At 71.4% G+C, this 12,465-nt stretch carries 10 protein-coding genes; 2 read left to right on the top strand and 8 right to left on the bottom strand.

Features of this window, described 5'->3' with window-relative positions; all coding sequences use genetic code 11:
• Positions 1-4: 4 nt before the first annotated feature.
• Complete coding sequence (locus ACZ7JZ_RS30105; RefSeq protein WP_470944839.1) at positions 5-1,003, top strand: inorganic phosphate transporter; 999 nt, start codon at positions 5-7, stop codon at positions 1,001-1,003.
• A 133-nt stretch (positions 1,004-1,136) separates the two neighbouring features.
• Here ACZ7JZ_RS30105 and pstB read toward each other — a convergent pair whose 3' ends face one another.
• The 8 genes from pstB to mshD all read right to left on the bottom strand — a co-directional run bounded on the left by pstB (position 1,137) and on the right by mshD (position 10,458).
• Positions 1,137-1,913: a phosphate ABC transporter ATP-binding protein PstB gene (gene pstB / locus ACZ7JZ_RS30100; RefSeq protein ID WP_470944836.1), complete on the bottom strand. Its 777-nt coding sequence runs from the start codon at positions 1,911-1,913 to the stop codon at positions 1,137-1,139.
• 29 nt (positions 1,914-1,942) lie between these two features.
• Entirely contained in the window at positions 1,943-3,022 is a 1,080-nt protein-coding gene (gene pstA / locus ACZ7JZ_RS30095; protein WP_470944834.1) for a phosphate ABC transporter permease PstA, read from the bottom strand.
• Entirely contained in the window at positions 3,022-4,008 is a 987-nt protein-coding gene (pstC, locus tag ACZ7JZ_RS30090; RefSeq protein WP_470944833.1) for a phosphate ABC transporter permease subunit PstC, read from the bottom strand. The genes pstA and pstC overlap by 1 nt, the downstream gene beginning before the upstream one ends.
• Before the next feature lie 119 nt (positions 4,009-4,127).
• Positions 4,128-5,267, bottom strand: a complete 1,140-nt coding sequence (gene pstS / locus ACZ7JZ_RS30085) for a phosphate ABC transporter substrate-binding protein PstS (RefSeq protein ID WP_470944830.1) — start codon at positions 5,265-5,267, stop codon at positions 4,128-4,130.
• A gap of 345 nt (positions 5,268-5,612) precedes the next feature.
• The gene (locus ACZ7JZ_RS30080) at positions 5,613-6,035 is read right to left on the bottom strand and encodes an NUDIX hydrolase (RefSeq protein ID WP_470944827.1); all 423 of its coding nucleotides are present in this window, start codon (positions 6,033-6,035) and stop codon (positions 5,613-5,615) included.
• A complete protein-coding gene (locus ACZ7JZ_RS30075; RefSeq protein ID WP_470944825.1) occupies positions 6,032-7,015 on the bottom strand; it encodes a CHAD domain-containing protein in 984 nt (327 codons plus the stop codon). The genes ACZ7JZ_RS30080 and ACZ7JZ_RS30075 overlap by 4 nt, the downstream gene beginning before the upstream one ends.
• Entirely contained in the window at positions 6,996-9,239 is a 2,244-nt protein-coding gene (locus ACZ7JZ_RS30070; protein ID WP_470944822.1) for an RNA degradosome polyphosphate kinase, read from the bottom strand. Before ACZ7JZ_RS30070 ends, ACZ7JZ_RS30075 begins: the two co-directional genes overlap by 20 nt.
• Before the next feature lie 292 nt (positions 9,240-9,531).
• Positions 9,532-10,458: a mycothiol synthase gene (gene mshD / locus ACZ7JZ_RS30065; RefSeq protein ID WP_470944819.1), complete on the bottom strand. Its 927-nt coding sequence runs from the start codon at positions 10,456-10,458 to the stop codon at positions 9,532-9,534.
• 184 nt (positions 10,459-10,642) lie between these two features.
• Here mshD and ACZ7JZ_RS30060 point away from each other — a divergent pair, with 184 nt between their 5' ends.
• Complete coding sequence (locus ACZ7JZ_RS30060) at positions 10,643-12,457, top strand: bifunctional metallophosphatase/5'-nucleotidase (RefSeq protein WP_470944817.1); 1,815 nt, start codon at positions 10,643-10,645, stop codon at positions 12,455-12,457.
• Positions 12,458-12,465 lie beyond the last annotated feature (8 nt).

The raw sequence follows: 12,465 nt of genomic DNA, 5'->3' as shown, positions 1-12,465 counted from the left end.
CCACGTGGACACCTTTGCGCTGGTCGTGACCATTGGTGTCGCGCTCGGCTTCACGTATACGAACGGCTTCCACGACTCCGCGAACGCCATCGCGACCTCGGTCTCGACGCGGGCCCTGACCCCGCGGGCGGCCCTGGCCATGGCCGCGGTGATGAACCTCGCCGGCGCCTTCCTCGGCAGCGGGGTCGCCAAGACGGTCAGCGAGGGCCTGATCGAGACGCCCCACGGCAACCGGGGCATGTGGATCCTCTTCGCCGCGCTGGTCGGGGCGATCGTCTGGAACCTGATCACCTGGTACTTCGGACTGCCGTCCTCCTCCTCGCACGCGCTGTTCGGCGGCATGGTGGGCGCCGCCCTGGCCGGCGGTACGGACGTGATCTGGAGCGGGGTGGTCGAGAAGGTCGTCATCCCGATGTTCGTCTCCCCGGTGGTCGGCCTCGTGGCCGGCTACCTGGTGATGGTGGCCATCCTGTGGATGTTCCGCCGGGCCAACCCGCACCGCGCCAAGCGCGGCTTCCGCATCGCCCAGACGGTCTCCGCGGCCGGCATGGCGCTCGGCCACGGCCTGCAGGACGCCCAGAAGACCATGGGCATCGTGGTGATGGCCCTGGTCATCGCCGAGGTCGAGGGTCCCGGCGACCCGATCCCGGTGTGGGTCAAGGTGGCCTGTGCGGTGATGCTCTCCCTCGGTACGTACGCGGGCGGCTGGCGCATCATGCGCACCCTCGGCCGCAAGATCATCGAACTGGACCCGCCGCAGGGCTTCGCCGCCGAGACCACCGGTGCCTCGATCATGTTCGGCTCGGCCTTCCTCTTCCACGCGCCGATCTCCACCACCCACGTGATCACCTCGGCGATCATGGGCGTGGGCGCCACCAAGCGGGTCAACGCCGTCCGCTGGGGTGTGGCGAAGAACATCATCATGGGCTGGTTCATCACGATGCCGGCCGCCGCCGCGGTCGCCGCGGTCTGCTTCTGGATCGTCAACCTCGCCTTCGTCTGACGGCCTGCCGGTTCGGGCGGCCGCCCGGCGCGCGGTACGCAAAGAGGGCCCGCCCCCTTCCCAGGGGGCGGGCCCTTCGCCTTGCGGTGGCACCGCCATGCAGCACCGCAGGACGCGTGTGGGCTCCGGCGGTCTAGCCGAAGCGGCCCGAGATGTAGTCCTCGGTGGCCTGGACGGACGGGTTGGAGAAGATCCGGTCCGTGTCGTCGAGCTCGATCAGCTTGCCCGGCTGGCCGACGGCCGCCAGGTTGAAGAAGGCCGTGCGGTCGGAGACGCGGGCGGCCTGCTGCATGTTGTGCGTCACGATGACGATGGTGAAGCGCTCCTTCAGCTCCCCGATCAGGTCCTCGATGGCGAGGGTGGAGATCGGGTCGAGGGCGGAGCAGGGCTCGTCCATGAGGAGGACCTCCGGCTCGACCGCGATGGCGCGGGCGATGCACAGGCGCTGCTGCTGGCCGCCGGAGAGGCCGGAGCCGGGCTTGTTCAGCCGGTCCTTGACCTCGTTCCAGAGGTTGGCGCCCTGGAGGGACTTCTCGACCACGTTCTCCAGCTCGGACTTCTTCACCTTGCCGTTGAGGCGCAGGCCCGCGGCCACGTTGTCGAAGATCGACATGGTGGGGAAGGGGTTCGGGCGCTGGAAGACCATGCCGACCGTGCGGCGGACCGCGACGGGGTCGACCCCGGCGCCGTACAGGTTCTCGTCGTCCAGCATCACCTTGCCCTCGACGCGGCCGCCGGGGGTGACCTCGTGCATGCGGTTCAGGGTGCGCAGGAAGGTGGACTTGCCGCAGCCGGAGGGGCCGATGAAGGCGGTCACGGAGCGGGGCTCGACGGTCATGGAGATGTCGTCGATGGCCTTGTGGGTGCCGTAGAAGGCGGAGAGACCGGAGACGTCGATGCGCTTGGCCATGGGGATCAGAGCTTCTTTCGTGGCCGCGGTCAGCGACCGGTCTTCGGGGCCTTCCAGCGGGCGATGCCGCGGGCCACCAGGTTGAGGATCATGACGAAGGCGATCAGGACGAGCGCTGCCGCCCATGCGCGGTCGAAGGAGGCGTCGCTGCCGACCTTGTACTGCTCCCAGATGTAGAGGGGGAGCGAGGACTGGGCGCCTTCGAACGGGTTGTCGTTGATCAGCTGGTTGCCGAAGACCAGCAGCATGATCGGTGCGGTCTCGCCGGCGATGCGGGCCACGGCCAGCATGACGCCGGTGGAGATGCCGCCGATCGCCGTGGGCAGGACGACCTTGAGGATCGTGCGCCACTTCGGCACGCCGAGGGCGAGGGAGGCCTCGCGGAGCTCGTTCGGTACGAGCTTCAGCATCTCCTCGGTGGAGCGGACCACGACGGGCATCATCAGGATCGACAGGGCGAGGGAGCCGGCGAAGCCGGAGGGGCCCTGCTCCAGCATCAGGGTCCAGGTCGTCAGGATGAAGAGTCCCGCGACGATGGAGGGGATGCCGGTCATGACGTCGACGAAGAAGGTGACGGCCTTCGCGAGCTGTCCCTTGCCGTACTCGACCAGGTAGACCGCGGTCAGCAGGCCGATGGGGGCGGCGATCAGGGTCGCGATGAGGACCTGCTCGACGGTGCCGAGGAGGGCGTGGTAGACGCCGCCGCCGGGGTCGAAGCCGGCGACGCCGGCCATCGAGTGGGTGAGGAAGTACCCGTCGAGGACCTCCATGCCGCGGCTGGCCGTGACCCAGATCAGGGAGAGCAGCGGGATGACGGCGAGCAGGAAGCAGACCCAGACGACGGAGGTCGCGACGCGGTCCTTGGCCTGGCGGCGGTTCTCGACCACCGAGCTGGCGGTGTACGTGACCGCGACGAACAGGCCGGCCGCGATCAGGCCCCACTGCATGCGGCTCTCGAGTCCGGCGGCGGCGCCGATCCCGGCGCCGAGGGCGGCGGACAGGGCGGCGATGGCGGCCGGGGCCCAGCGGGGCAGGCCGCCGCGGGTCAGGGTGGAGGGGGCGGACTTGCGCGGCCGTACGGGGCGCGGGTCCTGCAGTGCGTGGCTCATCAGGCGTTCGCCCCCGAGTACTCCTTGCGGCGCGCGATGATCATGCGTGCGGCGCCGTTGACCAGCAGGGTGAGCAGGAAGAGGACCAGGCCGGAGGCGATGAGCGCGTCGCGCCCGAACTCGTTGGCCTCGTCGAACTTCGCGGCGATGTTCTGGGCGAAGGTGCCGCCGCCCGGGTCGAGCAGGTGCCCGGAGATCAGGAAGCTCGGGGACAGCACGGTGGCGACGGCCATGGTCTCGCCGAGGGCGCGGCCGAGGCCGAGCATCGAGGCGGAGATGACGCCGGAGCGGCCGAAGGGCAGCACCGACATCCGGATGACCTCCCACCGGGTCGCGCCGAGGGCCAGGGCGGCCTCCTCGTTCATGCGCGGGACCTGGAGGAACACCTCGCGGCTGACGCTGGTCACGATCGGCAGGATCATGATCGCGAGCAGGATTCCGACGGTGAACAGGGAGCGGTCCACGCCCACCTGCGTCTTGTCGAAGAGGTACGTGAAGCTCAGGAACTGGTCGAGCCAGGAGGTCAGCCCGCCCAGGTACGGCACCAGGAAGAGGGCGCCCCAGATGCCGTAGACGATGGACGGCACGGCGGCCAGCAGGTCCACGACGTAGGCGAGGGGCGCGGCCAGCTTGCGGGGCGCGTAGTGGGAGATGAAGAGGGCGATGCCGACGGCGATCGGGACCGCGATGACCATCGCGATGATCGAGCTGACGACGGTGCCGTAGAGGAGGACGGCGATGCCGAAGACGGGCGGTTCGCCGGTCGCGTTCCAGTCGAAGGTGGTGAGGAAGTTGCCCTCGTTCTCCGACAGGGCCAGGACGGCCCGGTAGGTGAGGAACACGGCGATTGACGCCATGATCACCAGGAGCAGGATGCCGGAGCCCTTGGAGAGCCCCGAGAAGATCTTGTCACCGGCCTTGCCGGTGGAGCCCGCGCTCCGGGTGACGGGCGGAGCCGTGTCTATCTGTTGTGTGGTGGAAGCCATGGTCTTTCCGGTCTGTGTGGGGGGCGGGCCCCCTGGCGGCGGTGCACCGGATGTCCCCTTGCGGGGGGTGCCCGGGGGCCGGTCCGCCGGAACGGCGGCGGACCGGCACCGGGACGGGGTCAGGACAGCGAGGAGACGATCTCGCGGACCTTGGCGTTGATCTCGGCCGGGATGGGCGCGTAGCCCTTCTCGGAGAGGAGCTTCTGGCCGGCCTCGCTGGCGGTGTAGGTCAGGAAGGACTTGACCGTCGGGAGGGTCTCGGCCTTGTTGCCCTTGTCGCAGACGATCTCGTACGTGACCAGGACGATCGGGTACGCGCCCTCGGCCTTGGTGGTGTAGTCGAGCTTCAGGGCCAGGTCCTTGCCGGTGCCCTCGATCTTGGCGGCGGCGATGGCCTTGGAGGCGTTCTCGGAGGTGGCCTGGACCGGGGCGGAGGCGCCGGTGTTCAGATCGACCGTCTTGATGCTCTGCGAGGAGGCGTACGACAGCTCGAAGTAGCCGATCGCGCCGTCGACCTGCTTGACCTGGGCGGCGACGCCCGCGGAGCCGGAGGCGGCCTGGCCGCCGGGGGCGGGCCACTTCTTCTCGGGCTCGTACGGCCAGTCCTTCTCGGCGGTCTTCGCGAGGTACTTGCCGAGGTTCTGCGTGGTGCCGGAGTCCTCGGAGCGGTGGAAGGCCTGGATCGCCGTGGACGGGAGCTTCACGCCGGGGTTGAGCTTGGCGATGGCCGGGTCGTCCCACTTCTTGATCTTGTCGTTGAAGATCTTGGCGATGGTGGGGGCGTCGAGGGTGAGCTTGTCCACGCCGGAGACGTTGAAGCCGATGGCGATCGGGCCGCCGACCATCGGCAGGTTGATGCCCTGGCCGCCGGTGCAGATCTTCTTCGAGTCCTCGACCTCCTTCGGCTTCAGGGCCGAGTCCGAGCCGGCGAAGCCGACGCTGCCCTGGTTGAAGGCGACGATGCCCTCGCCGGAGGAGGAGGACTTGTAGTTGACCTGGACGCCGGAGCAGGTGGCCATGTAGCCGTTCACCCACAGGTCCATGGCGTTCTTCTGGGCCGAGGAGCCGGAGGCCAGGAGCTGCCCCTTGGCGCCCTCGCAGACCTTGGCGTCGCCGGTGGGCGCCGCAGCGTTGCTGCTGCCGTCCCCGCCCGGCTTGGTGTTCTCGTCCGAACCGCACGCCGTGAGGACCAGGGCGCCGGACACGACGAGGGCCCCGAGGGCGGAGGCACGAAGCCGGTTCTTGCGCTGAAGCTTCACTTTCGGGTGTTCCTTCCAGGAGCCGCCGGTCTCTTCGTTGGTGGCGGCGTGCGTAGAGGACTACAGCTGGGTCAAGGCCTGATGCGCGGAAGGTGGGCTGTTTTCGGCCTCACCGACCCCGTGCACGATTGAAATTAGGCAGATCAGGTGAAGCCGCTGACGGGGGCGAGTGAACGGACGGTGAACCGTGGCGGACGGCCTGGTGAGCCGGTCGGGGAGGGCGCTCCGGAGCGTGACGGTGCGCCGGGCGCGCGCGGCCGGTGGGCTGCGGGGGTCCGGGCGGGGTCCGGGCAGGGGTCCGGGCGGGGCCTGCGCGGGGGCGGCTGGGCAGGAAGGACGTCGGTTTCAGGCCAGGGCGCTGAGGGCCGCGTCGATCAGGGTGCGGTCGGCCGGGTGGGTGAGGCGGGCCCGGGCGGCGGCCGGGGGCAGCCAGCTGACCGCGTCCACCTCGGCGCCGGGTGCGAAGGCGCCGCCGGTGGCCTCGGCCTCCCAGTAGTGCACGGTCTTGGGCCGGCCGGTGCGGTCCTGGTAGCGGGCCGTGGGCAGGGCGGTGCCGAGCAGGCAGGTGTGCCCGGTCTCCTCCCGTACCTCGCGGACGGCGGCCGCGGCGGGCTGCTCGGCGCGCTTGAGCTTGCCCTTCGGGTGCGACCAGTCGTCGTAGCGGGGCCGGTGGACCAGGCAGAACTCGATCCCGCCGGTCGCGGGGGCGCGCCGCCACAGGACGCAGCCTGCGGCGACCACCGGGCCCTGCCCGCCGCCCCGGCTCACGTGGCGGCCTCCGCGCTGACGCCCGAGGGGACCGCCGCGCGCTGCCAGATCCGCTGGAAGTCGTACCGGGCGGCCTCGACCTCGTGCCGCTGGTCGGCGTGCAGCACCCCGAGGGCGTACGCCGTCGCGGGGGCGATGCGGGGGGTGCGGGCCGCGGCGGCGGAGGCCTCGGCGGCGGCGGAGGCGTCCCGGTGCCGGTCGAGGGCCTCGGCGGCCGCGGCCAGCCGGGCGGTGTCCCCGGCCAGGGTCTCCTGGGCGTAGCGGTGGACGCGCAGCAGGCTGCGGACCCGGTGCCAGGGGGCGTCCTGCTGGGCGTCGTCGACGAGCGCCTCGGCGTTGTACGGGTGCCCGGCCCGCAGCAGGGGCAGGTCGGTGACGGCCCCGGCGAGCCGGTCGGCGGCCTGCGCCGCCAGCGGGACGAGCACCTCGTCCGTACGGCCGGCGGCGGCGACCGGGTCGAGCGGCACCTCCGAGGCCAGCACGGCCACGGCGTCCGCGACCGCGTGGAAGCGGGCGGAGCCGAGGGCCTGGAGCCCGGCGGAGTGGGCGCGGGTGCGGGCCAGGGTCAGCTGGCGCTCCAGCAGGGCCGCGGCCCGGGCGGAGCCCACGGTCAGCGAGGACCGGCCGCCGGACCGGGGGAAGGGCACCCCGGGGGCGCCGGCCAGCCGGTGCAGGGCGTCGAGCAGCCGGTGCTGCCGGGCCGCGTACGCGTGCTCGTCGGCCAGGGTCGCGGACAGCCAGGTCAGCTCGGTGCGCAGGGAGTCCGCCCAGGGCGCCTCCGTGACCGGGCGGAAGGTGGCCAGGGAGCTGGCGATCCGGCGGGCCGCGCCGCGCAGCACGTGCGCGGCCTCGCTGCCCTCTGCGGCGTCGGAGCCGCTCTCCTCGTGGAGCCGCAGGCCCCTCAGGAAGGCGGTCGCCTGGGCGCGCAGGTAGGCGCCCAGGACCTCGCCGGACCGGGGATCAAGGTTTGGCTGAGCCACGCCGGCGCCTCCGGGCGTCTATGAGCATCTCCTGTACGTGCCGCAGGGGCTGTCCTTCCGCGTCCGTGCTGTGCCGGGTCCACTCGCCGTCCGGGCCGAGGTGCCAGGAGGACCCGGCGTCGGACATGCCGGTCTCCAGCAGCCGGTCGAGCGCGGCGCGGTGGGCGGGGTCGGTGACCCGGACGAGGGCCTCGATGCGGCGGTCGAGGTTGCGGTGCATCATGTCGGCGCTGCCGAGCCAGATCTCCGGTTCGCCGCCGTTGCCGAAGGCGAAGAGCCGGGAGTGCTCCAGGAAGCGGCCGAGTACGGAGCGGACGCGGATGTTCTCCGAGAGGCCGACGACCCCGGGGCGCACGGCGCAGATCCCGCGGACCCAGATGTCCACCGGGACCCCCGCCTGGGAGGCCCGGTAGAGGGCGTCGACGAGGGCCTCGTCCACGATCGAGTTGACCTTGATGCGGACGTAGGCGGGGCGGCCCGCCCTGTGGTGGGCGACCTCCTTGTTGATCCGGGAGATCAGTCCGTCGCGCAGGGACTTGGGGGCGACGAGCAGGCGCCGGTAGGTCTCGCGGCGGGAGTAGCCCGAGAGCCGGTTGAAGAGGTCGGACAGGTCGGCGCCGACCTGCGGGTCGGCGGTCAGCAGGCCGAGGTCCTCGTACAGCCGGGCGGTCTTGGGGTGGTAGTTGCCGGTGCCGACGTGGCTGTAGCGGCGCAGGGTCTCGCCCTCCTGGCGGACCACCAGCGACAGCTTGCAGTGGGTCTTGAGGCCGACGAGCCCGTAGACGACGTGGCAGCCGGACTCCTCCAGCTTGCGGGCCCACTTGATGTTGGCCTGCTCGTCGAAGCGGGCCTTGATCTCGACGAGGACGAGGACCTGCTTGCCGGACTCGGCGGCGTCGATGAGGGCGTCCACGATGGGGGAGTCGCCGGAGGTGCGGTACAGCGTCTGCTTGATGGCGAGCACGTCCGGGTCGGCGGCCGCCTGCTCCAGGAAGGCCTGCACGGAGGTGGAGAAGCTGTCGTACGGGTGGTGCAGGAGCACGTCGCGCTCGCGCAGGGCCGCGAAGATGTCCGGGGCGGAGGCCGATTCGACCTCGGCGAGGTCGCGGTGGGTGCCGGCGACGAACTTGGGGTACTTCAGCTCGGGCCGGTCGAGCCCGGCTATCCCGAACAGGCCGGTCAGGTCCAGCGGGCCGGGCAGCGGGTAGACCTCGGCGGGGGTGACGTTCAGCTCCTGCACGAGCAGGTCCAGGACGCCCGGGTCGATGGACTCCTCGACCTCCAGGCGCACGGGCGGGCCGAAGCGGCGCCGCATGAGCTCCTTCTCCAGGGCCTGGAGGAGGTTCTCGGCGTCGTCCTCCTCGACCTCCAGGTCCTCGTTGCGGGTCACGCGGAACATGTGGTGGGCCAGCACCTCCATGCCCGGGAACAGCTCCTCCAGGTGCGCGGCGATGACGTCCTCCAGCGGGACGTAGCGCTGCGGGGAGGCCTCCAGGAAGCGGGACAGCAGCGGCGGGACCTTGACGCGCGCGAAGTGGCGGTGGCCGCTGACGGGGTTGCGGACCACGACCGCGAGGTTCAGGGAGAGCCCGGAGATGTACGGGAAGGGGTGCGCGGGGTCCACGGCCAGCGGGGTGAGCACCGGGAAGATGCGGTTGCGGAAGAGGGTGAACAGGCGGGCCTGCTCCTTCTCCGTCAGCTCCGGCCAGCGGATCAGCTCGATGCCCTCCTCGGCGAGGGCGGGGGAGACGTCCTGCTGGTAGCAGGCGGCGTGCCGGGCCATGAGCTCGCGGGAGCGGGTCCAGATCTGCTCCAGCACCTCGCGGGGCTGGAGGCCGGAGGCCGAGCGGGTGGCGACGCCGGTCGCGATGCGGCGCTTGAGGCCGGCCACGCGGACCATGAAGAACTCGTCGAGGTTGCTCGCGAAAATCGCGAGGAAGTTAGCCCGTTCGAGGAGCGGGGTGCCCGGGTCCTCGGCCAGTTCGAGCACGCGCTCGTTGAAGGCGAGCCAGCTGCGCTCGCGGTCGAGGAAGCGGCCGGTGGGGAGCTCGCCGCCGTCGGTGTCGTCCTCGTACGCGTCGAGATCCGCGTCCAGGTCCGGTTCGAGCTCGGACAGGGGGGCGGCGGAGACGGTGCGGGGGCGGTGCGCGGCTATGGAACCGACGGAGGGCTGGACGTGCTGGGTGGGCTGGACCGGGACCTCGGCGCTGCTCTGCTGGCTCATACCTCCATTCTTCCGCGCGCGCGGGAGTACAGGCGCGTCGGAATTCCCGGAGGTCAGCCGGAGGGCGGGCCGGGGGCGGGAGGGGGCGGCGGGCTGCATGGCGCGAGCGTCGCAAGCGTTGCTGAATACCCGGTTAATGGCGCGTAGCGCCCAGGGAGCGCCCACCCCAAGCCGTGACCTTCCCGTGTCCTTCGCCGGTGGGGTGGGCGGGCGGGGTGGGCGCGGGCGGGTGGGCGCCGGGCGGGGTCCGCTGCGCGCACGGTGCGCTCAGTCGCCGCGCAGGCTGTATGCGTCAGGACTCCGTGCGGTACATGAGGTCGACCTCGTGGGTCGTGAAGCCCATGCGCTCGTACACGGCCAGGGCCGCCGGGTTGTCGGCGTCGACGTACAGCATCGCGGTCGGCAGGCCCGCGGCGGCGAGGTGGCGCAGGCCGATGGCCGTGAGGGCCTTGCCGAGGCCGCCGCCCTGCGCGTCGGGCAGCACCCCGACGACGTACACCTCGCCCAGCTGCTCCTCCGTGTGGACCTTCGTCCAGTGGAAGCCCACCAGCCGGCCGTCCCGCTCGGCGAGGAAGAAGCCCTTCGGGTCGAACCACGGCTGCGCCTTGCGGTCGTCCAGGTCCCGCTGGACCAGCGCGCCCTGTTCGGGGTGGTGCGCGAAGGCGGCGGCGTTGGCGGCGAGCCAGGCGGCGTCGTCCCCGCCGGGGTTGAAGGTGCGTACGGTCACCCCGTCGGGGAGGACCGGTTCGGGGACCGGGGTCCCGTCGTCCAAGGGGCGCCGCAGCTGGCGCAGTTCGCGGAAGAGGGTCAGGCCGAGGACCTGCGCGAGGTGACGGGCGGCCGATTTGCCCCCGTGTGCCCAGACTCGGAGCCTTTTGCCGGAGGAGGCCAAGAGGGCGGTGCCCAGGGCGCGTCCGTGGCCGCGGCCGCGCAGCGCCGGGTGGACGACCAGTTCGGCGGCCGGGGCCTCGACCGGGTCGGTGTCCTCCAGCTGCGCGTACCCGGCGAGGCGGCCGTGGTCGGTGAGGAGGAAGTGCCGGATGCCCTCGCGGCGCCCGCCGTGCAGCTGGAGCCTGCCCTGTTCGGAGACGGCGGTGGTGCCGTCGGTGCGGGCCGCCTCCGCCAGCAGTCCGAGGACCGCGTCGGCCTGTTCGTGGGTCAGCTCCTCGAGCTCCTGGATCTGCCGTCCGGGCTCCAGTGCCGCTGCTGCGTCAGTCATACGAGGAGCCTAAGCCGACCGGGCCGCCGTCCGGGGTACGGCCAGCCGCAACCGGGTCGTAACCCGCTACCCCCTGGTAGTGCTACGCGCGTTGAACGTAGGCTGCGCTCGCGATTTCATGCGCCGCGCGCATTTTCGATCGTACGAACCTCCCAGTCGTATCGCTGTCCGCAAAGGGGAACAGATGTCAGCGAACACACAACGACCTCGCCGGGCCCGCCGGTTGACCGCCGCCGCACTCGCCGTCTCCGCCGGTGCGGGCGCCCTGATCGTGGCCGCCCTGCCCGCCGGGGCGACCGGTACCGCGGACTCCGCCGCCAAGACCGGGCGTCTGGTCGATGTGCAGCTGCTGTCCATCAACGACCTGCACGGCACCCTGGAGCCCCCGCAGGGCTCCTCCGGCAACATCACCGAGCTCCAGCCGGACGGCACCACCAAGGCCGTCCCGGCCGGCGGCGTCGAGTACCTCGCCACCGCGCTGCGCACCGCCCGCGAGGGCAAGACCCACACCGTCACGGCCGCCGCGGGCGACATGATCGGCGGCAGCCCGATGCTGTCCGGCCTGTTCCACGACGAGCCGACCATCGAGGCGATGAACAAGTTCGGCCTCGACGTGACGAGCGTGGGCAACCACGAGTTCGACGAGGGCCGGGACGAGCTGCGCCGCATGGCGTACGGCGGCTGCCACCCGACCGAGGGCTGCTTCGAGTACGGCAAGACCTTCGAGGGCGCGCAGTTCCCGTACCTCGCGGCGAACGTCACCGACGTGAAGACCAAGCGCCCCCTGATGTCCCCCACCTGGGTGTGGAAGAAGGACGGCGTCAAGATCGGCTTCATCGGCGTGACCCTGGAGGGCACCCCGGACGTCGTCACCGCCGAGGGCGTCAAGGGCCTCAAGTTCGGCGACGAGGTCGAGACGATCAACAAGTACGCCAAGGAGCTCAACGCCCAGGGCGTGAAGTCGATCGTGGCCCTGATCCACGAGGGCGGCCTGCCCGCCTCGGGCGCGTACAACTACGACTGCAACACCCCGGGCGCCGGCGCCGGCATCTCGGGCGCGATCGTGGACATCGCCAAGAACGTGGACGCGAAGGTGGACGCGCTGGTCACCGGCCACACCCACCAGGCGTACGCCTGCAGCATCCCGGACCCGGCGGGCCAGCCGCGCACGGTGACCTCCGCCGCCTCCCTGGGCCGGCTGTACACCGAGACCACGCTGACCTACGACCGCGCCACCAAGGACATCGTCCGTACGGCGGTCAAGTCGGCCAACCACGTCGTGCACCGCGACCAGCCGAAGGCCGCGGACATGAGCGAGCTCATCTCCCGCTGGAACGAGCTGGCCGCCCCGGTCGCCAACCGCCCGGTCGGCTACATCTCCGGCGACATCAACGGCCGCGGCGCGACCACCCCGGAGAAGCCGCTCGGCGACCTGATCGCGGACGCGCAGCTGGAGGCCCTGGCCCCGGCTGCCAAGGGCGGTGCGCAGCTGGCCGTCATGAACCCGGGCGGCATCCGCTCGGACCTGGCGTTCAAGGCCTCCGGGGCCGAGGGCGACGGTGTGGTGACCTTCGGCGAGGCCTTCACGGTCCAGCCCTTCACCAACATGATGAACGTCGTGGACCTGACCGGCGCGCAGCTGGTCACCATGCTCCAGCAGCAGGTCACCGGCCCGGTCAACGGCCCTAACCCGAAGATCCTCCAGGTCTCGAAGGGCTTCACGTACACCCTGGACCTGACCAAGGCGGGTGCCGACCGCATCGTCCTGGACTCGGTCAAGCTGAACGGCCAGCCCCTGGACCCGGCGAAGACCTACCGCGTCGCGATGAACGAGTTCCTCGCGGGCGGCGGTGACGGCTTCACCGTCCTGAAGGAGCACAAGAACAAGCTCGTGGGCGCCTCCGACCTGGACGTGTTCAACGAGTACCTGGGCAAGCACTCCTCGCCGGCCAACCCGATCGTGCCGCCCGCGGCCGACCGGATCACGGTCGTCAAGTAGGACCCCGG

It is taken from the genome of Streptomyces sp. NPDC038213 (assembly GCF_055600495.1).
This window is presented reverse-complemented; position numbering and strand designations above follow the sequence as displayed.